At 63.5% G+C, this 23,766-nt stretch carries 25 protein-coding genes; 7 read left to right on the top strand and 18 right to left on the bottom strand.

Annotated features, from left to right (window positions below; all coding sequences use genetic code 11):
- Positions 1 to 13 precede the first annotated feature (13 nt).
- The 3 genes from BLT75_RS18845 to BLT75_RS18835 form a co-directional block, all read right to left on the bottom strand.
- Positions 14 to 3,469, bottom strand: coding sequence for a chromosome segregation SMC family protein (locus BLT75_RS18845; RefSeq protein WP_093035524.1), 3,456 nt, complete (start codon positions 3,467 to 3,469; stop codon positions 14 to 16).
- Positions 3,470 to 3,592: 123 nt separating this feature from the next.
- Positions 3,593 to 3,997, bottom strand: a complete 405-nt coding sequence (locus BLT75_RS18840) for a hypothetical protein (protein WP_245706582.1) — start codon at positions 3,995 to 3,997, stop codon at positions 3,593 to 3,595.
- Positions 3,998 to 4,034: 37 nt separating this feature from the next.
- Positions 4,035 to 5,255 (bottom strand): aminotransferase-like domain-containing protein, encoded by a 1,221-nt coding sequence (locus tag BLT75_RS18835; RefSeq protein ID WP_093035518.1) that lies wholly within the window; start codon positions 5,253 to 5,255, stop codon positions 4,035 to 4,037.
- Between the two features lie 143 nt (positions 5,256 to 5,398).
- Between BLT75_RS18835 and BLT75_RS18830 the strand changes: the two genes are divergently transcribed.
- Positions 5,399 to 6,169 carry a FadR/GntR family transcriptional regulator gene (locus BLT75_RS18830; RefSeq protein WP_093035515.1) on the top strand — a complete coding sequence of 257 codons (771 nt, stop codon included), beginning with the start codon at positions 5,399 to 5,401 and terminating at the stop codon, positions 6,167 to 6,169.
- 79 nt (positions 6,170 to 6,248) lie between these two features.
- Here the strand turns inward: BLT75_RS18830 and BLT75_RS18825 are convergent, their stop codons facing one another.
- The 5 genes from BLT75_RS18825 to BLT75_RS18805 form a co-directional block, all read right to left on the bottom strand.
- Positions 6,249 to 6,809, bottom strand: a complete 561-nt coding sequence (locus BLT75_RS18825; RefSeq protein ID WP_093035512.1) for a F0F1 ATP synthase subunit B — start codon at positions 6,807 to 6,809, stop codon at positions 6,249 to 6,251.
- Between the two features lie 5 nt (positions 6,810 to 6,814).
- The gene (locus BLT75_RS18820) at positions 6,815 to 7,360 is read right to left on the bottom strand and encodes a F0F1 ATP synthase subunit B' (protein WP_093035509.1); all 546 of its coding nucleotides are present in this window, start codon (positions 7,358 to 7,360) and stop codon (positions 6,815 to 6,817) included.
- An 86-nt stretch (positions 7,361 to 7,446) separates the two neighbouring features.
- Positions 7,447 to 7,671 (bottom strand): F0F1 ATP synthase subunit C, encoded by a 225-nt coding sequence (locus tag BLT75_RS18815; RefSeq protein ID WP_011048925.1) that lies wholly within the window; start codon positions 7,669 to 7,671, stop codon positions 7,447 to 7,449.
- A gap of 75 nt (positions 7,672 to 7,746) precedes the next feature.
- The gene (locus tag BLT75_RS18810) at positions 7,747 to 8,454 is read right to left on the bottom strand and encodes a F0F1 ATP synthase subunit A (protein ID WP_093035506.1); all 708 of its coding nucleotides are present in this window, start codon (positions 8,452 to 8,454) and stop codon (positions 7,747 to 7,749) included.
- Positions 8,455 to 8,519: 65 nt separating this feature from the next.
- The gene (locus tag BLT75_RS18805; protein WP_093035742.1) at positions 8,520 to 8,864 is read right to left on the bottom strand and encodes an AtpZ/AtpI family protein; all 345 of its coding nucleotides are present in this window, start codon (positions 8,862 to 8,864) and stop codon (positions 8,520 to 8,522) included.
- A 230-nt stretch (positions 8,865 to 9,094) separates the two neighbouring features.
- On the opposite strand from BLT75_RS18805, the gene BLT75_RS18800 reads away from it, so the two are divergent.
- On the top strand, positions 9,095 to 9,445 hold the full coding sequence (locus BLT75_RS18800; RefSeq protein ID WP_093035739.1) for an ArsR/SmtB family transcription factor: 351 nt from the start codon (positions 9,095 to 9,097) through the stop codon (positions 9,443 to 9,445).
- Here the strand turns inward: BLT75_RS18800 and BLT75_RS18795 are convergent.
- From BLT75_RS18795 to BLT75_RS18785, 3 genes are read right to left on the bottom strand one after another with little or no spacing between them, the layout of a single operon-like run.
- Positions 9,408 to 10,232, bottom strand: a complete 825-nt coding sequence (locus BLT75_RS18795) for a transglutaminase-like domain-containing protein (RefSeq protein WP_093035503.1) — start codon at positions 10,230 to 10,232, stop codon at positions 9,408 to 9,410. The genes BLT75_RS18800 and BLT75_RS18795 overlap by 38 nt on opposite strands.
- 9 nt (positions 10,233 to 10,241) lie before the next feature.
- On the bottom strand, positions 10,242 to 11,159 hold the full coding sequence (locus BLT75_RS18790) for a DMT family transporter (protein WP_425441150.1): 918 nt from the start codon (positions 11,157 to 11,159) through the stop codon (positions 10,242 to 10,244).
- Positions 11,147 to 12,025, bottom strand: a complete 879-nt coding sequence (locus tag BLT75_RS18785) for a LysR family transcriptional regulator (protein WP_093035736.1) — start codon at positions 12,023 to 12,025, stop codon at positions 11,147 to 11,149. The genes BLT75_RS18790 and BLT75_RS18785 overlap by 13 nt, the downstream gene beginning before the upstream one ends.
- Before the next feature lie 116 nt (positions 12,026 to 12,141).
- Here BLT75_RS18785 and BLT75_RS18780 point away from each other — a divergent pair, with 116 nt between their 5' ends.
- Both BLT75_RS18780 and BLT75_RS18775 read left to right on the top strand, forming a co-directional pair.
- Positions 12,142 to 12,723, top strand: a complete 582-nt coding sequence (locus tag BLT75_RS18780) for an FMN-dependent NADH-azoreductase (RefSeq protein ID WP_093035500.1) — start codon at positions 12,142 to 12,144, stop codon at positions 12,721 to 12,723.
- A 67-nt stretch (positions 12,724 to 12,790) separates the two neighbouring features.
- The gene (locus tag BLT75_RS18775) at positions 12,791 to 13,537 is read left to right on the top strand and encodes an aspartate/glutamate racemase family protein (RefSeq protein ID WP_093035730.1); all 747 of its coding nucleotides are present in this window, start codon (positions 12,791 to 12,793) and stop codon (positions 13,535 to 13,537) included.
- 68 nt (positions 13,538 to 13,605) lie between these two features.
- Here BLT75_RS18775 and BLT75_RS18770 read toward each other — a convergent pair whose 3' ends face one another.
- On the bottom strand, positions 13,606 to 14,163 hold the full coding sequence (locus BLT75_RS18770; RefSeq protein ID WP_093035497.1) for a YqgE/AlgH family protein: 558 nt from the start codon (positions 14,161 to 14,163) through the stop codon (positions 13,606 to 13,608).
- A gap of 153 nt (positions 14,164 to 14,316) precedes the next feature.
- Between BLT75_RS18770 and BLT75_RS18765 the strand changes: the two genes are divergently transcribed.
- Positions 14,317 to 15,117, top strand: a complete 801-nt coding sequence (locus BLT75_RS18765) for a protein-disulfide reductase DsbD domain-containing protein (protein ID WP_342727917.1) — start codon at positions 14,317 to 14,319, stop codon at positions 15,115 to 15,117.
- Between the two features lie 3 nt (positions 15,118 to 15,120).
- Entirely contained in the window at positions 15,121 to 15,540 is a 420-nt protein-coding gene (locus BLT75_RS18760; protein ID WP_093035491.1) for an NUDIX hydrolase, read from the top strand.
- Between the two features lie 11 nt (positions 15,541 to 15,551).
- Here BLT75_RS18760 and BLT75_RS18755 read toward each other — a convergent pair whose 3' ends face one another.
- From BLT75_RS18755 to BLT75_RS18730, 6 genes are all read right to left on the bottom strand, one after another.
- On the bottom strand, positions 15,552 to 18,944 hold the full coding sequence (locus tag BLT75_RS18755; protein WP_093035488.1) for an efflux RND transporter permease subunit: 3,393 nt from the start codon (positions 18,942 to 18,944) through the stop codon (positions 15,552 to 15,554).
- 6 nt (positions 18,945 to 18,950) lie between these two features.
- Positions 18,951 to 20,408, bottom strand: coding sequence for an efflux RND transporter periplasmic adaptor subunit (locus BLT75_RS18750; RefSeq protein WP_093035727.1), 1,458 nt, complete (start codon positions 20,406 to 20,408; stop codon positions 18,951 to 18,953).
- A gap of 96 nt (positions 20,409 to 20,504) precedes the next feature.
- On the bottom strand, positions 20,505 to 21,047 hold the full coding sequence (gene moaB / locus BLT75_RS18745; RefSeq protein WP_093035485.1) for a molybdenum cofactor biosynthesis protein B: 543 nt from the start codon (positions 21,045 to 21,047) through the stop codon (positions 20,505 to 20,507).
- Positions 21,048 to 21,053: 6 nt separating this feature from the next.
- Positions 21,054 to 21,674, bottom strand: coding sequence for a LysE family translocator (locus BLT75_RS18740; protein ID WP_093035482.1), 621 nt, complete (start codon positions 21,672 to 21,674; stop codon positions 21,054 to 21,056).
- A complete protein-coding gene (locus BLT75_RS18735) occupies positions 21,671 to 22,270 on the bottom strand; it encodes a metallophosphoesterase family protein (protein ID WP_093035724.1) in 600 nt (199 codons plus the stop codon). The genes BLT75_RS18740 and BLT75_RS18735 overlap by 4 nt, the downstream gene beginning before the upstream one ends.
- Positions 22,270 to 23,046 carry a uracil-DNA glycosylase gene (locus BLT75_RS18730; RefSeq protein WP_093035479.1) on the bottom strand — a complete coding sequence of 259 codons (777 nt, stop codon included), beginning with the start codon at positions 23,044 to 23,046 and terminating at the stop codon, positions 22,270 to 22,272. The genes BLT75_RS18735 and BLT75_RS18730 overlap by 1 nt, the downstream gene beginning before the upstream one ends.
- Positions 23,047 to 23,128: 82 nt before the next feature.
- Between BLT75_RS18730 and BLT75_RS18725 the strand changes: the two genes are divergently transcribed.
- Positions 23,129 to 23,713, top strand: a complete 585-nt coding sequence (locus tag BLT75_RS18725) for a scavenger receptor class F, member 2 (protein WP_093035721.1) — start codon at positions 23,129 to 23,131, stop codon at positions 23,711 to 23,713.
- Positions 23,714 to 23,766 lie beyond the last annotated feature (53 nt).

The raw sequence follows: 23,766 nt of genomic DNA, 5'->3' as shown, positions 1-23,766 counted from the left end.
TTGCGGTGAACGGTCAGGCGACCAGCGTCTCGGCCTTCTTCAGGTCGACCGAGACCAGTTGGCTGACACCTTTCTCCTGCATGGTCACGCCGAACAACCGGTCCATCCGCGCCATGGTGACAGCATGGTGCGTGATGATCAGAAACCTGGTATCGGTCTGGCGGCACATCTCGTCCAGCAGGTCGCAGAACCGGGTCACGTTGGCATCGTCCAGCGGCGCGTCGACCTCGTCGAGCACACAGATCGGCGCCGGATTGGCCAGAAACACGGCAAAGATCAAGGCCATGGCTGTCAGCGTCTGCTCGCCGCCCGACAGCAGCGACAGGGTCGACAGTTTCTTGCCCGGCGGCTGGCACATGATTTCCAGCCCCGCATCCAGCGGGTCGTCGCTTTCGACCATGACCAGATTGGCCTCGCCGCCGCCAAAAAGGTGCCGGAACAGCATCGCAAAGTTCGAATTGACCTGTTCAAAGGCGGTCAGCAACCGTTCGCGCCCCTCGCGGTTGAGGCTGGCGATACCGCTGCGCAGGGTCTTGACTGCCTCTTCCAGGTCGCCCTTTTCCCTGGACAGGGAGTCAAATTCCTCCTGCACCTCGCGGGCATCCTCTTCGGCGCGCAAGTTGACCGCGCCCATGGCGTCGCGCTGGCGCTTGTGGCGGTTGACCTCGGCCTCCAGCGTGTCGGTATGCGGGATCTGGGAGGGATCGGCGTCAAGCCGCGCCAACAGCTGGTTGGGCGTCACCTGCTGTTCTTCGGCGATCCGTTCGGCGACCGCGGAAACCGTCTCCCGTGCGGCCTCGGCCCGCGCTTCGGCCGCGGCACGTGCCTCGCGCGCTTCCGAGGCGAGCCGCGCCGCTTCGCGCTCGGCAAGGGCCGCCTCGCGATGCGCGGTTTCGCCGGCGGCCAGCCGGTCAGCGGCCTCGGCCCGGCGTGCCTCCGCGATCTCGATCTGCTCGCCAAGTTCCTCGCGCGCCTCGGCAATCTCGCCCGGGACCTGCATCGCTTCGGCCAGTTCCTCTTCGGAGTCCGCCTTGCGATCGGCAAGTTCCGCGATCCGTTTCCCGGCGGTTTCCAGACGATGCCGCCAGCCGCTCAGGTCTTTGGTGACCTCCTGTGCCCGCCGTGTCCGGGCCTCGCCCTCGCGCCTCACCTCGTCATGCGAGGAACGGCGGGTCAGCATGGTTATCCGCGCCGCCTCGACCGTGTGGCGGATATCCTCGACCGAGGCGCGGGCCGTGTCGAGATCACCCAGGTCGGCGAGCGCCACCTCGGCCTCGCGCAACTGCGCGCGCGCAGCCATCGCGTCTTCCTTGTGCCGCGTGACAGCAAGGCCCAGAGTTTCCAGCCGCCCCTGCGCCAGATTGCGCTCGGCCTCTGCCCGGCTGAGCGCACGGGCGGCTTCTGCCATGCGCTGGTCGGCAGCGCGACGGGCCTCGCGCGCCTGCCGGTCCGCTTCGGTCACTTCGCGCAATCTCTGCAACAAACGCTCATGCGCCGCTCGGGCACCTTCGGCACGCGCGCTGACCCGGGCCAGTTCCTGTTTCAAAGCTTCCAGACGGTTCAGTTGCTCCAACCGCATTGCCGCCGCGCTTGGCGCATCCTGCGCCCATGCGCGGTACCCGTCCCAGCGCCACAGATCACCCTCGCGGCTGACAAGCCGTTGGCCGGGCTTCAGTTCGGATTGCAACTGCGCTCCGGTCTGGGCATCGACCAGTCCGATCTGCGCGATCCGGCGGCTAAGGCGATCAGGGCCGGATACGTGCAGCGCCAGAGGTTCCGCACCGTCCGGCAGCGGCTGACCCGTGGCATAATCCGGCAATTGCAGCCAACCCGAGGGCCCTTCCTCCTCGACCAGAGGTGCGCGCAGGTCATCGGCCAGCGCTGCGCCGAGCGCCTTTTCATATCCCGGCTCGACCTGCATCAGGTCAAGCACATGCCCCGCCTCGGCAGTGTCGCGTTCCACCAGTTTGGCCAGCGCCCCGGTCTCGGCGCGGATTGCCCCCAATTCGCCTTCTGCCTCGGACATCTGCGCCCGCGCCTCGGCCTCGCGCGCCTGAGTGTCGCCGCGCAATTCATCGGCGGCGGCAAGCGCCTCCTCGGCGGTCTCGGCGGCCTCACTCGCCTCTTCGGCGGCAGTCTCGGCGGCTTCATGTGCCTCGCCGGCCCGCTCCAGAGCGTTGCGCGCCTCTTGCACGGCGTCACGGGCGCGCGCTTCTTCCGCCTCCGACCGCGCCAATGTCTTTCGGCTATCCTCGACAAGACGTTGCGCCGACTGGTGGCGGGCCGCGAGCCGGGCCATGTCCTCGGTCACCTGGCTCAGATGGCTCTCACGCTCCTGCAACACGGCCGCGGCCTCACGAGCCAGCTCCGCAGCCTCGGCAAGCCGGTCGGCCTGACCTTCGCTTGCCTTCGCCAGTTCCCGCGCTTCCCATTCCAGCCGCTCGATCGTTTCACCCGCATCCCGATTGAGACCCGTTTCCCGGTCGATGTCCCGTCCCAGTTGAGCAATCCGCGCGGTCAGGGTCTCGATCTGCTGGCGCGCGCGCTGCTCCTGGTCGCTCAGCGCGTCCCGTTGAACTGCAAGCCGTTGCAGCACCGCACCCGCTATCGCCTCTTCCTCGCGCAGGGGGGGCAAGGCCTCTTCGCTGCGGGCGCGTACGGCTTCGGCCTGCCGGGCGGCTGCCTCGGCGCGCGAAGCGTCAAGAACCCGGTGCCGCAGCACCTCTTCGGACTTGGCCCGCGCGTCTTCGGCATCGCTCCAACGGCGGTAGAGCAGCAGACCCTCGGCGTGGCGCAGCTGTTCGCCAATCTCGCGATACCGCGCCGCCTGCCGGGCCTGCCGGGCCAATTGCGCCAGCTGCGCGCCCAATTGTTCCAGAACGTCGTCAACACGGGTCAGGTTGGTTTCCGTCGCCTTCAGCTTCAACTCGGCCTCGTGCCGGCGCTGGTAGAGACCCGAGATGCCGGCCGCCTCTTCCAGGATGCGCCGCCGCGCGGTGGGCTTCGCGTTGATCAGCTCGGCGATCTGGCCCTGCCGGACCAAGGCCGGCGAATGTGCCCCGGTGGAAGCGTCGGCAAAGAGGATCTGGATGTCGCGCGCGCGCACATCCTTGCCATTCGCCTTGTAGGCGCTCCCCACATCGCGGGTGATACGGCGCACGATCTCAAGCTGGTCCGAGTCGTTAAATCCCGAAGGCGCCAGCCTCTCGGAATTGTCCATCAGCAGCGTGACTTCGGCAAAGTTGCGGGCGGGCCGTGACGCGGCTCCGGCAAAGATCACGTCCTCCATGCCGCCGCCGCGCATTGCCTTGGGACGGTTTTCCCCCATCACCCAGCGCAGCGCCTCCAGCAGGTTGGATTTGCCGCATCCGTTCGGACCGACAACACCTGTCAGCCCGTCCGCGATGATCAGATCGGTCGGGTCTACGAAGCTCTTGAAGCCGTTCAGTTTGAGCCGGGTAAAACGCAAGGGCTGGCTTTCGTGATTCCTGTGTCGGAACAGACTGCCTGTGCAAGTTGCCCTCTGTCAACGCCGCACCCCTGCATCTGGATGAATCCCGAAGGTTATCCACAACATCTGGCGGTTCTGCGCCTAAAAAGGTGTGCATTCAAAGTCGACATAGGGGGTTTTCAGCCCCTCGTTGGCCAATTGATCGATTTCAACGCAATCGAACCGCAGCGCAGCGGCCGGCAAAGCCCAGATGCCGGGGCGCGCGCCGCAGTCCAACACCCCCAGAGCCACCGCCTGATCGCCCAGCACGCCCTCGACCTCGCAGCCCGAGACTTGCGCCATCGCAAATCCGGCCCGGTCACGGATCGGACCAAAACGGGGGGCATACTGCGGGTTCAGGCGGATTGCCTCGGCAAGGTTGCCGCGTACCCGGACATCGAACAGGCTGCCGCCGACGTCAACGCGCGTGGCCGGCAGGCCACGAAACTCGCGACCCGGCGGAGCACATGCAGCCAACAGAAACAGAATGAAGACAAACCGGACCATGCCGCAAGCTGGCACGGGTTCGGTTAACAAACGCTTGTCAGCGTCCCGCTTGCGCATCCCGCAGAAGCGCGCCGAGCCGTTTCATCCCGTCCTCGATCATGCTTTCGGAGGCGCAGGAGAAACTGAGGCGCAGACTGTTCGCCCCGGACCCGTCGGCAAAGAAAGCCCTGCCCGGCACAAAGGCGACCTTGACCGTCTCCAGCGAACGGGCCAGCAAGTCCGCGCCATCCAGCCCGGTTGGCAGGGTCAGCCAGACGAACATACCGCCTTCGGGCCGGGTCCAGGTCACACCGTCCGGCATGTGGCGCGCCAGCCCATCCAGCATCGCGTCGCGACGGCGCTGATAGACCGCGCGCAGGCTTGCGACGTGACTGTCGAACAATCGTTCAGCAACCGAATGAATGGCGATCTGGTTGATGCTTGATGAATGCAGATCGGCCGCCTGTTTCATCAGCACCAGTTGCCGGATCACCGCCTGGGATGCGACCACCCACCCGACCCGCAGCCCCGGCGACAAGGTCTTGGAAAACGACCCGCAATAGATCGTCCGGCATGCCTCGACCGAGCCCTTGCGCGCGATTTCCAGCGCCAGGATCGGCGGCACAGGATCGCCGTCATATCTCAATGCCTGATAGGCGGCATCCTCGATCACCGCGCAATCCATCGCCTCGGCCTGATCCAGCAGTTGTTCCCGCCCTGCCCGATCCACGGTTTCGCCGGTCGGGTTGGCGAAGTCGGCGGAGAGATAGGCCATCTTCACCCGCCCGCCGGCAACCTCTGCCTGCGCCATGTAATCTGCGGCCGACCGGTTGGAACCGATCCGCAAACGGTCATACTCGGGTTCATAGGCATTGAACGCCGCCAGTGCGCCCAGGTAAGTCGGCCAACCGACAAGAGCCGTATCGCCGGGCGAAAGAAAGAGCTTGCCAAGGTAATCCAGAGCCTGTTGCGAGCCGGAGGTGATCAGGATGTTGTCCGTCCCGCAGGGCACGCCAAGAGTGCCCATGTGCGCGGCCAACCAGCGCCGCAGGGGCAGATAGCCTTCGCTGATCGAATATTGCAGAGCCTGAGCTTGCCGCGACGGCGTCAACGCTTCGGCAAAGGCTTGTGCAAAGGCTTCGGCAGGAAACAGCGACGGATCGGGAATGCCCCCTGCAAAGGACAGGATATCCGGCTGGTCGAGCAACTTCAGCAACTCGCGTATTTCGGATGCCTTCAACCTCGCTGCGCGGGTTGCGAATATCTGTTCCAGGGTCATGACGGATACTCCATGTCGCGCGACCGTAAGCGGGGCCAAAACAAAGTCAATAATTCTGACCATTATTACAGCAGACGTGAACTTGCGCCGATCTGCACCCGACAATATGTTTTGGACCAACGATCAAGGGACATTCGCGGAAAATGCCGTTTCAAAAAGTCCAGTCCGAGAAACTTTCCACTTCGGTGGTCCGCCAGATCGAACAGCTGATCCTGCGCGGGATCCTGCGGCCGGGCGAGCGTCTGCCCGCCGAACGCGATCTTGCCGAACGGTTGGGGGTTTCGCGCCCGTCGCTGCGCGATGCCGTGGCCGAATTGCAGAACCAGGGGCTCCTGACCAGCAAGGCAGGTTCCGGGATCTTCGTCGCCGAAGTGCTGGGCAATGCTTTCTCGCCTGCGCTGACGCGTCTCTTCGCCGCTCATGACGAGGCGATGTTCGACTATCTGTCGTTCCGCCGCGACATAGAGGGGCTGGCCGCAGAACGCGCGGCGCGGCTGGGTTCCGAAAGCGATCTGAAGGTGATCCAGGCTATTTTCGACAAGATGGTCGAGGCCCACAAGCGCAGCAAGGGGGATGAGGAAGCCAGGCTGGACGCCGAGTTTCACATGGCAATCATCGAGGCCAGCCACAACGTGGTCATGCTGCACATGCTGCGGTCGATGTTCGATCTGCTCCGTCAGGGCGTGTTCTACAACCGCCAGATCATGTTCCACCAGCGCACCACGCGAGAGGCGATCCTGGATCAGCACCGCGCCATCAACGACGCATTGCAGGAACGAGACCCGGCAGGGGCCCGCGCCGCAGTCGAGGCGCATCTGAGCTTTGTCGAGATCTGTCTTGCCGATCAGAAAAAGGCCGAAAAGAACGAGGCAATCGCCCGGCAGCGCCTGGAGCATGAAAACGCTCGGGTCTGACCGTTGTGGAACCTTCGGCCTGGCACGAAAAAACCCGGCTTTGAAAGCCGGGTTTAATGCTGATTGATTGTGGATACGATCAGTGAAGCTTGGCGTCGACGTCTGCGATCGAGGACTCGATCAGCTTGTTGGCTTCGGCTGCGGTCATCTGCTTGGCGATGACATCGCCGGCCGCGGCGACGGCCACGGCAATGGCGCGGTCGCGCACATCCCGGATGGCGGCAGCCTCGGCCGAAGCGATCTGATCCTGAGCGGCCGCCAACCGGCGGGCAATCGAGGATTCAAGATCCACCTTGGCCTGTTCGGCGGCGCGTGTCGCTTCTTCCTTGGCAGCAGCGACAATGGCGCTGGCCTGCCCCTGGACTTCCTTCTGCTTGCGCTCGTACGACGCCAGCAGGGCCTGTGCCTCTTCCCGCAACTTGCGGGCTTCTTCCAGGTCCGACTTGATGCCTTCGGCCCGCTTGTCCAGCGCCCCGCCGATCATCGACGGAACCTTGAAGTAGAACAGAACCGCGACGAAGACGAGGAACGCGATGGTCACCACGAAATCGGTGTTCTTCAGAGAAAAGAACGGGCCGCTTGCGGCAAGCGCCGGGCTTGCGAAGCCTGCGGTCAGGACAAAGGCGAGAATGTTACGCATGTCTCTTATCCTTTCATCCGGGCTTCGACGGCGCCAGCCACGGTTGCGTCATCGGCCTGACCGCCCAGCACACTGACCAGCGCGCCCGCGGTGTCCTTGGCAACCGCTTCGATGCTTTGCAGGGCACCGGCACGGATTTCGCCAATGGCCTTTTCCGACTCGGCCGCCTTGGCAGCGATCTCGGCATCCGCCTTGGCGATGGCGTCGTTCAATTCCGCCTGAATCTCTGCACGCGCTTCGCCGGCGATACGCTGAGCCTCGGCACGGGCTTCGGCCAGCGCCTTGGTATAGGCTTCTTCCGCCGCAAGCGCCTTGGCCTTCAGGTCTTCGGCAGCGGCGAGGTCGTTTGTGATGGTCCCCTGCCGTTCGGCCAGGATTGCCGCAATACGCGGCAGGGCCACGCGCGACAGGACCAGAAAGACGACGACCAGCGTGATGACAAGCCAGAAGATCTGGTTCGGGAACCAGTCGAAACAGAGCTGCGGCATACCGATGGCAGAGCCATGGGAATCGACGCAGATGCTGACAGCTCCGGTATGTTCAGTCGCCATGTTGTCCTCCGTCGGAACGTAGTCTTTACAACGGATGGGCCGCTATGGCTTGGGCCCATCCGCGCGTAAGGATCAGGTTCCGCGAATTAGACGGCGAACATCAGCAGCAGAGCGACGAGGAACGCGAAGATCCCCAGGGCTTCTGCGAATGCGATGCCGATGAACAGGGTCGCGGTTTGCGACGCGGCGGCCGAGGGGTTGCGCAGGGCGCCGGCCAGGAAGTTGCCGGCCACGTTGCCCACACCGATTGCGGCTGCGCCGGAACCGATTGCTGCCAGGCCTGCGCCGATATGTGCGAGATCGCCTTCCATGATGAGTCTCCTTACGATTGGAAGTTGAATGTCAGGGTGTTTGGAGCACAGGGCGGATTCAACCCGCCGCTGCGATTAGTGATGCGGGTGCAGCGCGTCCTTGAGGTACACGCAGGTCAGGATGGTGAACACATAGGCCTGGATGAAGGCCACCAGCACCTCGAGACCGTACATCGCGGTGATCGCCAGAACCGAAACCGGGCTGATCGCGGCAATGGCAGCGAAACCTGCGAAAACCTTGATCACCGCGTGACCTGCCATGACGTTACCGGCAAGACGGATGGAGTGGCTGACGGGGCGCACGAAGTAGGAAATCAGTTCGATGATCGCCAGAACCGGGCGCAGCGCCAGCGGTGCGCTCGACACCCAGAACAGGCTCAGGAAGCCGGCACCGTTCTTGACAAAACCCAGGATGGTGACGGTCAGGAACACCGCCAGCGCCAGTACCACGGTCACCGCGAAATGCGAGGTGGTGGTAAAGGACTTGGGCAGCAGGCCCAGGAAGTTGGCGGTCACGATGAACATGAAAAGCGTCATGACATAGGGGAAGTACTTCACCCCGTCCTTGCCGCAGATGTCCTCGACCATCTTGTAGATGAAGCCATAGGCCAGTTCCGCGATCGACTGCATCCGGCCCGGAACGATGGCGCGGCGCGAGGTGCTGAGCACCATCAGGCCGATGATCGCCAGCACCGCGAGACCCATCCACAGGGTCGAGTTGGTGATGGTGAACATGCCCACCGCGCCGTCGCCGAACAGCGGCTTGACGATGAACTGATCCATCGGGTGGAAGACCAGGCTACCACCCTCTGCTGCCTTGTCTGCGGCCTGTGCTTCGCTTGCCACGTCTAGTCCCTCTCGTCTCTCTCGGCCTTTGCCTTTGCGGCTTCGGCCTCTGTCTTCGCCTGGATTTCACGCGCGCTGCGGAGCATTACATTCACCCCGGCGGCAAGACCCAGCAATGTGAACAGCACCAGGAAGATCGGGATCGTCCCGAACAGGCTGTCCAGCCCGTACCCGATGCCAAACCCGATCCCCAGACCGGATACCATCTCGATCACCATGCGCCAGGCCAACTCGCCCTGGGCATGGCTTGCATCCGCGCGTTTCTCGCCCTTGCTTTCGGCCTTCTTGGCCGCCGCGATCCGCGCCTCCAGCTGCGTCAGCCGCTGCTTTTGGTCGTCTTCGGTCACGGGCAGAACCCCCACGCAGTCTTGGCACTCTGCTAAGGGGCAACGGTCACAGAGTCAACGCTGCAATGGCAACCCTCAGAACTGGATCATGTTGTTGTTTTCCAATATTTTTTTCAATGGCGCGACAAGGCGCGCGCTCGGGTCGCAGGCGCCGTTAGCGCCAAATGGCCGGATGAAGCATATTCAACCAAATGGTTGACGATCGTTTCACCATATGGTTCTGGCGAAACATGTCCGATCCGCTCGATGACGTCTTTGCCGCCCTCGCCGACCCCACCCGGCGCACCATCCTCGCCATGCTGCTCGAGGATGACATGGCCGTGACCGACGTTGCCGAACCCTTCGAGATGTCCCTGGCCGCCATCTCGAAACACCTCGCCATCCTGACCCGCGCCGGGCTGATCAGCCAGGAGAAACGCGGTCGGGTAAAATGGTGCAAGCTGGAACCCGATGCCCTGCGCGGTGCCAGCGTCTGGATGCAGGGATTCGGCCAGTTCGAACCCGTGAACCTCGATGCGTTCGAAAGGTTTCTGGAAAGCGAATTCAACACTGCGCCAGGCGATCATAGCCCCGAAGCGTGATCGTCATTTCCGGTCGTGCCCAACTGCCATCGGGAAACAACCACATCGGCTCGCCGATCAGCTTGAGATCGCGCAGGCCAAGCGACGGAAATTCCAGCCCCATGGAATGCGCCATCGCGACCCGCACCCCCGGCTTCGGGTTCAGGCCGGGGCGAATATCGCGCGTTCCCATCTTCAGATGATGCGCGATATCCCATTCCTGTACACCCTGCGGTCCGCGCGTCACGACCCAGCAATGCATGTCGGCGCAATGCGTACGTTTTTCTTCGGGAATGAAATAGCCGGTAATGTAGCCGGCCTCGATCCCGGCGGCCCGGCAGAACGCGATGAAATAGGCGTTGATATCCACGCACGAGCCTTCGGTCATGGAACATAGCTGCGGGATTTCGTCCTCCGCGTCATAAAACCGGGTTTCGGGGTGACCATAGGCAAACAGCGCGGCGACATGATCGGCAATATCCTTTACGCTGCGGTGCGCAAACTCCCGTGCTTCGTCGGCAAGCTTGGCTGCCGCACGCGTATACCGGCTGTTGCGCGGCTGAAACATCGCTTCGCAGTAATCGGCGCCGCCCAGGACATAGGACCATGCCAGGCGAATCTGCGCCTCCGCCGGTGTAAGTACCAGCGCATGTTGCGCCGACCGCGGGTCCGCGACCATTCTCTGTGCCGCCCCTTGGGTATCGACGGAGACTGGTGCGGATTGCGGCGTGGACAGCCCGACGGGCGCCAGCAGAAGCGCGTCGGGAACTGCGGGGAAATCAACGGTCAGCGAGATATCTTTTTGCATCGGTTCCTGCTACTGCGCTTGCGTGAAGGGCTGATGACGGTCTTCGGGTTTCAACAGGATCACCAGAGCTGTCACCGTCAGCGTAACCCCTACCAGAATCAGACCGGACGGAACGCCATTGCCCAGGGCGATCTCCCAGAATATGACCCAGGTAGGCGTCAGGTAGGTGTAGGCCATCACCTTGGCCGATGGCAGCCGTAGCGATGCATATTGCAGCAGGACAAAGGTCATCGCACTGGCGCAGATCGCGACATAGAGAAGTCCGACCCAAACGATACCGGGCAGATTAACCCAATCGGTCGTGCGGATATCCGCCCAGCCGTAGACTGTCAGGACCACGCAGCCGGCCAGCAGCGTGCCCAGGGTAAAGACAACCGCCGGTTCGCCCCGGTTCAGCCTGCGGACCATCGGCGTATAGACCGCATGCGCGATGCATCCCCAGAAATAGATGATCTCGCCCCGCCCGATCTCGAACGCGCGGAAGGCGGACCAGTCGGCCCGGAAGATCACCCAGAGCGCCCCGATTCCGCCAATCGCAAGGGCCAGCGCCATCCGGGCAGTTGTAACCTGTTTCAACAGGAGCCATCCGGCAATGGCCGACAGGATCGGTGTCAGGGTAAAGACCGCCGCCGCACTGACCGGCGGCGCGGTTTTCAACCCTGCGAACATCATCACGAAATAGGTGGCGAAAAGCCCACCCAGGACAAAATACCTCCAAGGTGCGCGCAGCGCGCTGCGCGGCACTCCGCCCGTGACAGCGACAACGGCGCCGATCACGAGTGCGGCAACGGCGAACCGCGCCGCGTTCAGGGCCGCCGGGGCGATCTCGTTGGCGACCAGTGAACCCAGGGAGAAACTGCCCGCCACCAATGCCGAGAAGCACAGCATCGCAAGATGCCCGCGTCCCTCCGGGCTCAGGCCGACCATGAACGCGCCGCCTGTTTCAGAAACTTGAGGAAACTCTGGACCTTTGGTGTCCTGTGCAAATCGACATGCGTTACCAGCCACAACTTGCCTGCCCATTCCTCAAGTGGCGGCAACATCTCGACCAACTGTGAATGTTGCGCCGCTTCCCAGCGCGAGATAAAACCGATCCCCGCTCCTGCAAGCACGGCCTGTTGGACCGAAATATTGTCCGAGCAGCGGAACACGATCGCCTCGGCCGGGGCATTCTGTCTCAGCCAGATGTGGAAGGGCGCGCGGCTGTTTTCATCGTCGCTGCCGACAAAGACATGGTTTTTCATGTCTTCGACCCCATCCAGCCTGCCGTAACGCTCGACATAATCCGCGCTGGCGTAAAAGCCCATCTCCTGCGACACGAAGGGCTGAACCACATTGTCCGGCTGATCCGGTACACGCCCGGCACGGATCGCGACATGCGCCTCACCGTATTCCAGACGGAACAGCCGGGCTCCTGTCAGGTACCGGACGACAAGTCCCGGATGCTGGCGCTGAAACGCGGCCAGCACCGGGACCACCAGGGGCGCAAGCGCCTCCAGCGAGGTCAGGACCAGTTCGCCCGAAACATCATCCCCGATCCCTTTCAGCCGGCCGACCAGCTGATTGAACTGGTCATCCGTAGCCTGGGCCACGCGCAGAAGGTCCAGCCCGGCCTCTGTCGGCGTATATCCCCGCGCGTGTCGCTGGAACAGCTTGACGTTCAGCCGGCCTTCGAGAGAGTCGATATGGCGGATCACCGTGGCATGATGCACGCCCAAGACCTCGGCCGCACCGCTTACCGTCCCCATCCGCGCCACCTGGAAAGCGGTGCGAACTTCGTCCCAGTTGTCCATTTGGAACCCGCCCTTATTGTGCATCAGTCAACAATAGATGTGATTTTTCCAATGTTGAGTTCAAATTTGCAATGACCATTTTCACTCCATCGCATCATCGCATCGAAGGAGTTCCCATGCCTCAGACAGTATTGCACATCGACGCCTCGGCGCGGCGCCAAGGGTCGACAACCCGAGAGTTGTCGGACGGTATCGTCCAGCGACTCAATCCGGCCCGCATCATCCGTCGCGACCTTGCCACGCCGCTGCCCTTGCTGACCGAAGCCTGGGTCAGCGCGAACTTTACCGCTACGGATGCCCGCACCGAGGAGCAGCGCCAGACACTCGCGCTTTCGGATCAGTTGGTTCAGGAGTTGAAAGACGCCGACACCATCGTGATCGGATTGCCGATCTACAACTTTTCGGTTCCCGCCGCGTTCAAGGCCTGGATCGACCTTATCGCGCGCGCGGGTGTCACCTTCGCCTATTCCGAGAACGGACCCCGCGGCCTGCTTTCGGGCAAAAGGGCCATCCTTGCAGTGGCCTCGGGCGGAACGCCAGTCGGATCCGAGATCGACTTTGCCACGCGCTATGTGCAACATGTTCTTGGTTTCGTCGGCATTTCCGATGTCGCCATCGTTGCCGCCGACCGGATGGCAATCGCCCCCGAAGAGGCCCTTGGCACCGCCCAGGCGCAAATCGACAGCCTCGCGGCCTGATTTCTGGCAATTGCCTGCGCCGCGCGCGAGGATCAACCGCGGCGCAGATGTACAGAAAGGACGCGACATGAAGAAAATCGGCATTCTGGGTGGCGTCGGCTGGCCGTCGACAATCGACTACTATCGCGCCATTGCGCAGGGTGCCGGGCGGTTCTTTGCAGAGCGGGGACATGTTCCGCCGTTGCCGGTGCCGCGAATGACCATCGAATCCGTTACTCAGGCCCAGACACGTGCCCTGCGCGGCAGGTTCGGAGACGAACGCAGCTGGTCCGGTTTCGACGCCATTTTCCGCGACGCGTTGCTCACACTTCAGACCGCCGGCTGCGATTTCGCGGTCATCGCCTCGAACACACCCCACGCAAGACTGCACGCGATCCGGCAAGGCGTAAGGATGCCAATCCTGTCGATATTCGATGCGACGGCCGAGGCCACGGCGCTGACCGGCGCCACGCACGCGCTGGTTCTTGGTACAGCCGTGACCATGCAGGCCAGCGACTATGCGCAATCGCTGTCCCGCCACGGGATTGCGGCCAACGACAGGCTTGATGACGACGAGATAACCGAGATGCAGGCGCTGATCGACGAAGACCTTTATGCCGGAGTCTCACCCCGTGCGCGGGACAGGCTTCTGGCATTCTGCGACAGGCATGCTGCGCCGGGTACGGCAATTCTGCTGGCCTGCACCGAACTGCCCCTCGCCTTTCCGGACCATGTGGACGAAGAGACCTTCAGCGCTGGCGGACATCTGTTCGTCAATCCGTCAGCGGCCCATGTCGCGGCTGCGTTGAACCTCGCACTCTCCGATGAAATGTGACCGAACGGTTTCCAGTGTCAAACCCGGCTTGGAGGAGCAAGAACAAGCTGGCACCGCCGGCCCGCGGTTCAGGCGTGGCCAGCGCTGGCCGACAACAGGAGCGGGTCGATACCCAGAGACTTCAGCGCCGCGTCCCATTTCTCCTCGTCCGGTGTGTCGAATACCAGATCTGGATCGGCGTCAGCCGTGAGCCAGCCATTTTCCCCGATCTCGCTCTCGAGTTGCCCGGGGCCCCATCCCGAGTATCCCAGCATCAGGGAGCGGCGCATCGGCCCCTGCCCGCTGGCTATGTCTTCGAGAATGTCGAGCGTCGCGGTCATGCTGAACGCTTCCGACACTTTCAGCGAATGCAGGCTTGCCGAGTAGTCGGAGGAATGCAGCACGAATCCCCGGCCCATTTCGACTGGTCCGCCGAACCGGACCCGCGAGTCGGCTACCGATTGGATATCGCAGGCGATATCCATCTGGGACAGGAGCGCCGAAAGGCGCAGATCGGCGGGTTTGTTCACGATCAGTCCCATGGCACCGTCCTCGCCATGGCTGCACATGAAGATGACGGCACGATCAAAGCGGGGGTCGCCCATGCCGGGCATGGCGATCAACAGCTTTCCGGTCAGGTCTAACATTGGGCCTCTTGTCTCCTTGTCCCTCAACAATGGGGTTCGGCGCCGCAAGGTGCAAGCGATTGCCCCGCCGTCGCATTGAAATTGCGCATTCTGAACCGATCGTGACTTGGCAAATGGCTGCGGCGGGCGCATCTATATGAAATGACCCGAAGCATGATCCAGGCACTTGCCCTTGTCGCCCTGACCTCCCCGGTTGCCGCCCCGGTCGCCGCGGGTGGATTGGATGACCTTGTTCAGATCGAGATCCTGGATGGCGGCATGACGGCACGGGGCACCTTCCTGGGCGCGATCCGGATGACTCTTGCCGATGGCTGGAAAACCTACTGGCGCGCCCCGGGCGAGGCGGGAATACCACCCAGCTTTGATTGGCGCGGATCGCGCAATGTCGGCGAACTGTCCATTACCTGGCCTGTCCCGCATGTGTTCGAACAAAGTGGCCTGCGTTCGATCGGGTACAAGGACCAACTGATTCTGCCCATCGAGATCACGCCGGAAAACGCGGGGCGGCCCGTTCACCTGAAGGGCGAAATGGACTTCGGCGTCTGCAAGGATATCTGCGTGCCCGCAAGCCGCGGCATAGATCATACCCTGAATGCCGATGCTCCGCGCCACCCGGCGATTGCCGCAGCCCTGGCGCAGCGCCCCTATTCGGCGGCCGAAGCGGGTGTCAGGTCGGCAACCTGCCGTCTGACGCCAACACGCAACGGCATGCAGATCGAGGCCGAGATCACCGTGCCATCTGCCGGCAGCGATGAGCTTGCCGTATTCGAACCGAGCGATCCAACATTATGGGTCACCGAGGCCGAGACCCGCCGGCAGGGAAACACGCTCTATGCGCGCTCCGAGATACTGAACGCCGCAGGTGGCGCGTTCGCTCTGGACCGGTCGCAGATGCGGATAACGGTGCTCGGCAGCAAACACGCCGTCGATATCCAAGGTTGCCTGCCGGGGTGACTTATGGATCAACGGCCGCTGATCGGCGCTCTCGCCGTTGTCATCCATGACGACCATGTCCTGCTCGCGCAGCGCGGCAAGGATCCAGGGCGCGGACTGTGGGGTTTTCCCGGTGGCCATGTGGAATGGGGCGAAACGGTTCGCGATGCGGCAGTGCGGGAACTGTTCGAGGAAACCGGTATCCTGGCCCGGCCGCAGCGCTACCTGACTCATTTCGACCTGATACGGCGCGACGATGCAGGCGAAACACTGGCGCATTACCTGTTGGTCAGCGTTCTGTGCCGATATGTCGATGGCGCTCCCCGTGCGGGCGACGATGCCATGGATGCGCGGTGGTTGCCGGTGGCCGAAGTTCTCAACGGCGCCTTGCCGCTGCTTGATCGCGTGGGAGAGCTGCTCGACCTCGCGCGGCGCAGGGGCTGAAGGCTACCACGCTAATGGCGGGCGCGCCGGGACAGCAAAACCGCCGAGATCGCCATCGCCAGCAGACAGACCACAAATGCCCCGGCAATGAACAATCCCACTCCCACAGGCATCGCCGCCTTCTCCGCCAAAGCGGGAACAGCCTGAACCAGCCTGTCAGGCAGCGCGCCGGTGACAGCCACCCACCCAACGGTCACGGCAAGCAGGACGAGTGTCGCAAGTCCGCTCGCCAGCACGGCCCAGCGCGCCAGCCGGTCCGACCCGCGCAAGGCCCGCCGCAAAGCTACCATCGGGCGCGACAGATCCCGCTGCACGGCCAGAAGGGCCGGGACCACCAGCAACACCAGAATCACCCCGAAACCCAGGCCGTAGACGAGCGTGATCACGGTTGGCTTCAGGAATTGCGCCTGTTGAGAGCTTTCATAGAGCAGCGGGGCCAGCCCCAGGACCGTGGTCAGAGAGGTCAACAGGACAGGACGCAACCTGTCCGCTGTCGCGTCGATGATAGACGGCATTAGCCCCCGGGTTTCGGCATATTCGTCGATCGTGGTCACCAGCACGATGGAATCGTTGATGATGATGCCCGTCATGCCCAGGAGTCCGACCACGGTGAACATGCTGAGCGGCACCTCCCATATGTAGTGACCCCAGATCGCTCCGACGAGGCCGAAGGGGATGATCGCCATCACCACCAGTGGCCGCGTCCAGCTGGCAAAGACCCAGGCCAGAACGAGGTAGATGCCTGTCAGACAAAGGACCAGCCCGGTTCCGGCCTCAGCCAGAAATGTATCCTCCTGCTCGCTCAGTCCAGACATTCGCCATTCGACCTGCCGTTCGCTGGCGATTCTTGGCAGGATTTCGTTTTCCAAAACCCTGGAAATCTCCTCGGCGCGGGCGGGATCGTCTTCCGAGACATCGCCCGTGACCGAGATCAGACGAATGCCGTTTTCACGTTTGACCGTCGAAAATCCGGTGCGCTGCGAGACCGAGACGATATCGGCCAGCGGCACATAGATGCCGCCTGGCGCCCGCATCAGCGTTCGTTCCAGAAAATCAGCGGTCAGTTCGTTCTCGGGCAATTCGACGCGTATTTCGGCGCTGCGCGGACCATCGGGATAGGTCGCGGCCTCGATCCCGTTCAACCGCGCCCTCAGGGCCCGTCCGAGCGTATCCACGGTAAAGCCCAGCGCATGCCCTTGCGCTGTCAGGTCCAGTACCACTTCTTCCTTGTCGTAACTGAGGTCGTCCTCGACCGCCGAAACTTCGGGATAGCGCAGCAGGGCGGCCTGAAGGTCCTCGGACGCGGATTTCAGGACCTGAGCCGATGCGCCATAGAATTGCACGTCCAGCGCGTCTCCGCCTGGACCCGAGCGCCACCCACGGAAACTGAGCGCTTCGACCTTGGGATGACGGTTCACCGTTTCCTGCAACTCGCCGACAAAGGCAAAACTCGAATATGGCCGCTCGTCGGCATCGATCAATTCGATCGAGATGCCACCAAGCAGGTCCGCGTCCTTTGTGTCCGCCCCCGGCAAATCGCGACCGGCGTTGCCGCCCAGCTCGGCCAACACGTAGTCGACCGGGTTCCGGCCATAGTGTTGTTCGTAGGCACGTCCCAATTCCTCGGTTGCGCGTTGCAATTCGCGCATCATCGCCATGGTGTCGTCGCGGGTCGCGCCTTCGACCATGATGAAGTTGCCGGTCACCGAACCGCGTTCGGGCGCGTTGAAGAACCGCCAGTTCACATCGCCGCTGATGAACAGCGCCACCTGGCTGGCAAGTACCGCAACCGTACCGGCAAGAACCACATAGCGCGCCCTAAGGACCCATCCGACGAAAGGCCGGAACAGGTGGTCGCGGATCCAGCGAAACCCCCTGTTCACCATCCGGTTGGGCCAGTCGTACCAATGCTCCTTTGCCGAATGCGCGATTGCATGCGCCATGTGGTTGGGCAGGATCAGGAAACATTCCACCAGCGAAGCCGCCAGTACGGCGATCACGGTGAAGGGGATATCACGGATCAACTCGCCGAACCGGCCGCCGACGGAGGTCAGACCAAAGAAAGCGATGATGGTGGTCAGGGTCGCGGCGAAGACCGGCATCGCCATGCGCCGCGCGGCCGTTTCCGCGGCGACGACGGGATGTTCCCGCAAGCGCCGGGCCCGGAAATCGGCATGCTCGCCCACAACGATGGCATCGTCCACCACGATCCCAAGCGTGATGATCAGCCCGAACAATGAAACCATGTTGATGGTAAGACCCGCGGCGTACATCAGAGCGATAGCAGCGAACATCGACGCGGGTATTCCCGCCGCAACCCAGAAGGCGATCCGTGCGTTCAGGAACAGGAACAGCAGAAGCACCACGAGGACCAGCCCCATCAGCCCATTGTCCACCAGGATGTTCAGGCGGTCGGTGATTGCTTCGGCGCGGGTGCGGATCAGGTCCATGGTCACGCCCGGAGGCAGGCTTGCCTGCATGCGCTCGACGACCTCGGCCACCTCATGCTGAACCTTGATCGCATCACCCAGGTCCGAGCGGTCGACACGGATCGACATCGCCGGCTGGTCGCCGACCCAGTAAGACCGGATCCGGGTTACCCCCTCGACCCGGATCGTCGCCACGTCGGAGATCCGCAGCTTCGATCCGTCGGGGTTTGAACGCAGCACGATCCCCGCGAGATCCTCGGGGCTCCGCTTTTCGCTGCCGGTGCGAATCCGGGCGTTGGCTCCGCTCACGTCGCCAGCCGGATCGGCATTCACTTCCGCGGCAATCGCCTCGGCGATCTCGGACAATGTGACATCATTGGCGATCAGCCTGGCCGAGGGCACTTCGACAACCGTGCGCGGCGCGGCAAGGCCCCGGATCGTGGTCCGGGTCACGCCGATTTCGAACAGGCGGACAATCAATTCGTCGGTATAAAGCGCCAATTGGCCGGGTGACACCGGGCCGGTGATCACGACGTCAGTCACCCGGTCCCGCCAGGCGCCACGCCTGACGGACGGCTCTTCGGCATCGTCCGGCAAGTTCGTTATCGCGTCCACCGCAGACTGCACATCATCCGCGGCCTGCGCCATGTCCCAGCCCGGTTCGAATTCGAGCGTCACCAGTGCCCGGCCTTCGCGCGAGGCCGCGGAAGAGCTTTCCACGCCATCGACCGCCAGAAGCGCCGGTTCCAGCACCTGCACGATGGCGCTGTCGACATCCTCGGGACCCGCGCCCTCCCATTCCACGGATACCGTGACATTCTGCACGATCACGTCCGGGAAGAACTGCGCCCGCATGTTGGGGATGGCGGCTGCTCCGAGCACCAGCAGGATCACCAGCAAGAGATTGGCCGCCGTCCGGTGCCGGGTGAAGTAGCTGAGCAACCCGCCCGCCGCCTGGGGAATGTCGCGGACCATCGCCGGTCAGCCCCCCGCCCGGTCTTCCAGCCGTTGCACGAGACGGGCCGGAACGCGGGTTTCCGCAAGCTGCCCCAAAAGCCGTTCCTTGACATCGGCCGGCATCCGGTCGTTGTCTTCGACAAGGGCCACCAGCCGCGCCCTGCGCTCGTCGGACAATTCAAGCAACGACAGGTCGGGTTCCCTGGCCTGCGCTTCGATCCGAAGCGGCCTCACCTTCACCCCCGGTCCCAGCAGGGGGGTGCGGCCAACCACGACTTCCCGGCCCTCAAGCCCTTCGCCGCGCACCAGAACGCTGTCCTCCTGCCGCCGAAGCAGGGTGACGGGCAACACCTCCAGCCGGTCCTCTGCATCCAGAACAAGAACCGTACCCGCCGCGTCCAACGCGGAAGCGGGCAACCGAACCACATCCTCGATTGCCGGCTCATCGACCTGAACCGTCACGAAGTCGCCAGGCTTGAAACCCCGGGCCGAAGTCAACCGGGCATAAATGACACGGCCGGATTGCCCTTCGCCGGCGGCGACGCTGTCCCTGCTGATACTGCCTTCGGCGACCAGATCGGCACCGGCGACGTCAAGGTGCACCATCACAGGTGCACCGACAAGCTGCCCGGATGCGTCGAGCAACCGCGAATATTGCGCGGTCGAGACACGGAAGGCCACCTCCAGCGCATCGGGGTCCACCAGCTCGGCCAGTTTTTCATTGACGGAAACCAACCGCCCCTCGACCAGCGTCACACCGCTGAGCGTGCCATCAAAGCCTGCCAGGATTTCGGTTTCGGCCAGATCACGCTCTGCCAGATCCAGCGCAAGATGCGCCCGCGACAGTCGTGTCGCCGCCTGATCCACGCGCGCCTCGGCCTGGGCCACGGCTATACGCCGTGCCAGAACGGCCTGGCGCGCCTGCGCATAGGCCAGTTCGGCGGTTTCGGCGGTGGCCGCGCTGCCGACGCCGCGCTCGACCAGATCCTGCTGCCGCTTCATCGCCTGCGCACGCAAGGCAGCCTGGTCTTGTGCCGCCTGCAACTCGTCCCGGGCAAGGACCAGGGCCCGTGCCGCATCGCGTTCCTCGGCTTCGGCATCCATCAGGTCCGACCGGGCCCTGTCCAGCTCGGTCTGTGCTTTCGCGGGGTCGATGCGCACCAGCACCTCACCCTCTCGAACCACACCGCCCTCGACAAAATTCTCCGACAATCCGACGACCCGGCCACCCATCGCGCTGCGCAATTCCAGTGTGCGCCGGCTCTTGACCTGCCCGAATGCTTCGAGCACCGGAACGACGGTGCCACTCTCGGCAAGTTGCACATTGACGGCAAAGACGCGCTCGTTCGCCGACGGCACTTTCTTGTCAGCCGTCAACCGCGCCTGGACAGCATCCTTCACCAGCTCGCCCGCCCATATCAGCAGGGCAAGAGCCACGGAGGCGAGGAACACACCGAACAGGCTTTGCCGCAGAAATCGCATCGTCTTCCGCACTCCGATCGATTGGATCCGCATCATAACAGAACTAGGAGAACCTGGAAAATTACCAAGCCTGAGACGCTAGAACGTGAGCGGGGCCTATTTCCGTCGCAAGTGTTCGTCCAATCGCGGCATGATTTCCACAAAATTGCAGGGGCGATGCCGGTAATCGAGCTGTTTCTCGAGAATACCGTCCCAGGCATCCTTGCAGGCGCCGGGGCTGCCAGGCAAGGCGAACAGATAGGTGCCGCCCGCCACGCCGCCCGTGGCGCGTGACTGCACGGCCGAGGTGCCGATCTTTTCCATCGAGATCAGGGTAAAGACGGTCGCGAAAGCCTCGATCTCCTTTTCATAGACGTCGCGATGCGCCTCGACCGTCACGTCGCGCCCGGTCAGCCCGGTACCACCGGTCGAGATGATGACATCAACATCGGGATCCACAACCCAGGCGCGCAGCTGGTCGGCGATCTGGGCGCGTTCGTCGCGGATTATTCGACGGTCGGCCAGCACATGGCCTGCGCGCGCGATCCGGTCGACCAGCGTCTGGCCGGAACGGTCCTCCTCGATGGAGCGGGTATCCGAGACCGTCAACACCGCGATGCGGACAGGAATGAAATCGAGGCTTTCGTCGATGCGCGACATATCCGATCAGGTCCTTTCAAGAATGGCGAGACGCAACGCCAGCGCGGCAAAGATGCCTGCCGACACGCGGCCCAGAATGCGGCCCAGGCGCGGGGCGGTAGTCAGGTATCGGCCAAGCCCGCCGGCAAAGCGCCCCACAAGCCCGTTGATGACGAACCCGCCCAGCCCGATGATGGCGCCAAAGACCAGAAACTGCGGCAGGATCGGGCCAGCCTCGGGCGACACGAACTGAGAGATGAAGGCGAGCACGAACAGGATCACCTTTGGATTGGTCAGGTTGACCAACATCCCGTCGCGAAAGGCATGACGCACGGCGCGCGGCGGGGCTTCGGGCGGAACCGCGCCCTGCCGTAGGGCGCCAAAGGCCAACCAGAGCAAATAGGCGACCCCGACCCAGCGGATGACATCGAAAAGCCAGGGCATCGCCTGCACCGCCGCGCCCAGACCCAGCCCGGCGAGCGTGACATGCACCATGCCGCCCGCCGAGATGCCCGCACTTGCCGCCCAGGCCGCGCGCGGCCCCGACCGAAGCCCCTGTCCGAGGCAGAACATCATGTCCGCCCCCGGTGTCAGGTTCAGCGCCAGCGCTGCGGGCAAAAAAGTCAGCAGCGTTACAGGTTCGATCATTCAGGCCACTCGAACCAGTTCACCTTGGGACCAAGGTTGGCCAGGCGCGTCCGCCCCATGGTGCCCCGCGCGCCCCAGCTGTCGTGGATATGGCCACAGAGCGCCAGACGCGGTTGCAGCCGCTCGATTGCGTCGCGGATCGCGGTGGAACCGACCGATTTCCCCTCCGAGGTGACATCGCCGAATCCCTTGGGGGGAGAGTGGCTGATCAGGATATCGGCGGATTTGCAACGCGCCAGCATCTCGGCCGCCTCGCCCTCGGTCATGTCGCAGGACCAGGCGCCAAAGGGCGTGGGTGGCACGCCATAGCCCAGCCCGAACATCCTTATCCCGTCCACCGTGGCCGAGGATCCATGCAGCACATGCACACCCTCGGGGGCTGCGGCTTCCAGTTCGGCGGCGCTTTCGGCATTTCCGGGCACCAGCACCAGTGGCACCATGATCCCGGCCAGCATCGCCATCGCCTGATCCAGCCCTTGACGCGCATTGCAATAATCCCCGGCTCCGATCACGATATCGGCCTCAAGGCTCGCCGCGACAAGGTCGGCGGCCCGGGCACGGTCCATGTGCAGATCGGAAAAGGCCAGTATGCGCATCATTGTTCCCTCAGTTTTGCCTTGAGTTCCAGAAGATCAGCCCAGGCCAGCCGCTTCATATGTGGCTGACGCAAGAGGTAAGCGGGGTGAAACGTCGGCAGAACCTGCAGATTCATCGCCTGTGTCCACTGGCCCCGCAGACGGGTTATGCTCTGCCTTCCCAATACGGCATCGCAACTGATCTTGCCCATCAGCACCAGCACCTGTGGTTGCGCCAAAGCGACGTGACGCTCCAGGAAAGGCTTCATCATCGCGATCTCGATGGGCAACGGGTCACGGTTCTGCGGCGGCCGCCAGGGCAGGACGTTCGTGATATAGACATTCTGCTCGCGGTCGAGGCCGATCGCCGCCAGCATCCGGTCGAGCAACTGGCCCGCGCGGCCGACAAACGGCCTGCCTTCGCGATCCTCTTCCCGGCCTGGAGCCTCGCCGATGATCATCACGCGCGCCCCCGGAATCCCGTCAGCGAAAACCAGGTTGCGCGCCCCCTTCTTCAACTCGCAATGGTCGAAACCAGCCATTGCCTCGCGCAGCGCGGGCAAGGACGCCGCGCGCACTGCCGACTTGCGGGCCTCTTGCACCGGGTCGGTCTCCGGTGCCTTTTGCGGCGGTACAGCCTGGGTGGCCACCGCTGCAACGGGCCGCTCAGGGCGGGGCGCGGTATCCGGCAGGGCATAGCGGTCCACCGGCGTGTCACCGATCGCATCGGTCACGCCCAGTTCGACCTGCCATTCCAGCAGGGCCAGCGCCGCATGAGGATCAAGTGCCGATTCCATACCCTCCAATCTAACCGTCTGCGCGGCAAGGGAAAGCGGATTGCCGCTGGACAGCGAGGGCCGGGCCGTCGAGCATAGGGGCATGATCCATCTCCTGCGCCTTTTCCTGATCGCGTTGCTTGTCGCCCCGTTTCATGGTGCCCGGGCGGCGGAATGTCCGGCGGGCACCACCCAATGCGGAGCTTCGAACTGCTGTGGCCTGTCGCAAACCTGTAGCTGGGATGGCTATTGCATCCCTCTGGGCGGCACCTATTGCGGCGGCGGACGCTCTTGCGGACCGTTCGAGGACTGCGTCGCCGGGGGCACCAGATGCGCCCCCAAGGGAAGCGGCAAATGCCAGACCGGCCTGACCTGCGGGCCTGGCATGACCTGTTCCGTTTCTGGCGAATGTGTCCCCCTGCCGAAACCGGAGCTGACCCTACCCGAAAACCCGCCCTGCAAGGACGGGCGGATCTGCCCGGCCGGCACCCAATGCCTGCCGGGTGGCGGGTGCAGTCGGGTCGGGTGGTTCCTGTGCGAAGAGACCGGCTCGCAATGCCGGCCCGGTTTCAAATGCTCGGCCGAACGGGGCTGTGTGCCACAACTGGCGGTCGATTGCGGGCGCGGCAAATGGTGCAAGCCGGGCGAGACCTGCCTGCCCGAGGGCGGATGCGCCCCCGCCGACTGAGGTCATAGCCATATTGCCCCCGGCCCGCGTGCTTTCTATAAGCGGCACAATCG

Origin of the sequence: Ruegeria marina (genome assembly GCF_900101475.1) — a bacterium.
Classification (GTDB): Bacteria; Pseudomonadota; Alphaproteobacteria; order Rhodobacterales; family Rhodobacteraceae; genus Ruegeria_B; species Ruegeria_B marina.
The sequence above is the reverse complement of the archived record's forward strand: the minus strand, read 5'-3'. Positions and strand labels throughout refer to the sequence as shown.

Bases quoted from the DNA above. Each gene is read 5' to 3' on its own strand.
- BLT75_RS18785 (WP_093035736.1), bottom strand. From the start codon at position 12,025: ATGGACAACTGGGACGAAGTTCGCACCGCTTTCCAGGTGGCGCGGATG.
- BLT75_RS18790 (WP_425441150.1), bottom strand. From the start codon at position 11,159: ATGGTCGGCCTGAGCCCGGAGGGACGCGGGCATCTTGCGATGCTGTGC.
- BLT75_RS18800 (WP_093035739.1), top strand. From the start codon at position 9,095: ATGTCCGATCCGCTCGATGACGTCTTTGCCGCCCTCGCCGACCCCACC.
- BLT75_RS18780 (WP_093035500.1), top strand. From the start codon at position 12,142: ATGCCTCAGACAGTATTGCACATCGACGCCTCGGCGCGGCGCCAAGGG.
- BLT75_RS18825 (WP_093035512.1), bottom strand. From the start codon at position 6,809: ATGCGTAACATTCTCGCCTTTGTCCTGACCGCAGGCTTCGCAAGCCCG.
- BLT75_RS18820 (WP_093035509.1), bottom strand. From the start codon at position 7,360: ATGGCGACTGAACATACCGGAGCTGTCAGCATCTGCGTCGATTCCCAT.
- BLT75_RS18795 (WP_093035503.1), bottom strand. From the start codon at position 10,232: ATGCAAAAAGATATCTCGCTGACCGTTGATTTCCCCGCAGTTCCCGAC.
- BLT75_RS18725 (WP_093035721.1), top strand. From the start codon at position 23,129: ATGATCCATCTCCTGCGCCTTTTCCTGATCGCGTTGCTTGTCGCCCCG.
- BLT75_RS18810 (WP_093035506.1), bottom strand. From the start codon at position 8,454: ATGGATCAGTTCATCGTCAAGCCGCTGTTCGGCGACGGCGCGGTGGGC.
- BLT75_RS18760 (WP_093035491.1), top strand. From the start codon at position 15,121: ATGGATCAACGGCCGCTGATCGGCGCTCTCGCCGTTGTCATCCATGAC.
- BLT75_RS18740 (WP_093035482.1), bottom strand. From the start codon at position 21,674: ATGATCGAACCTGTAACGCTGCTGACTTTTTTGCCCGCAGCGCTGGCG.
- BLT75_RS18730 (WP_093035479.1), bottom strand. From the start codon at position 23,046: ATGGAATCGGCACTTGATCCTCATGCGGCGCTGGCCCTGCTGGAATGG.
- BLT75_RS18765 (WP_342727917.1), top strand. From the start codon at position 14,317: ATGATCCAGGCACTTGCCCTTGTCGCCCTGACCTCCCCGGTTGCCGCC.
- moaB (WP_093035485.1), bottom strand. From the start codon at position 21,047: ATGTCGCGCATCGACGAAAGCCTCGATTTCATTCCTGTCCGCATCGCG.
- BLT75_RS18750 (WP_093035727.1), bottom strand. From the start codon at position 20,408: ATGCGATTTCTGCGGCAAAGCCTGTTCGGTGTGTTCCTCGCCTCCGTG.
- BLT75_RS18735 (WP_093035724.1), bottom strand. From the start codon at position 22,270: ATGCGCATACTGGCCTTTTCCGATCTGCACATGGACCGTGCCCGGGCC.
- BLT75_RS18770 (WP_093035497.1), bottom strand. From the start codon at position 14,163: ATGTTAGACCTGACCGGAAAGCTGTTGATCGCCATGCCCGGCATGGGC.
- BLT75_RS18755 (WP_093035488.1), bottom strand. From the start codon at position 18,944: ATGGTCCGCGACATTCCCCAGGCGGCGGGCGGGTTGCTCAGCTACTTC.
- BLT75_RS18840 (WP_245706582.1), bottom strand. From the start codon at position 3,997: ATGGTCCGGTTTGTCTTCATTCTGTTTCTGTTGGCTGCATGTGCTCCG.
- BLT75_RS18835 (WP_093035518.1), bottom strand. From the start codon at position 5,255: ATGACCCTGGAACAGATATTCGCAACCCGCGCAGCGAGGTTGAAGGCA.
- BLT75_RS18830 (WP_093035515.1), top strand. From the start codon at position 5,399: ATGCCGTTTCAAAAAGTCCAGTCCGAGAAACTTTCCACTTCGGTGGTC.
- BLT75_RS18815 (WP_011048925.1), bottom strand. From the start codon at position 7,671: ATGGAAGGCGATCTCGCACATATCGGCGCAGGCCTGGCAGCAATCGGT.
- BLT75_RS18775 (WP_093035730.1), top strand. From the start codon at position 12,791: ATGAAGAAAATCGGCATTCTGGGTGGCGTCGGCTGGCCGTCGACAATC.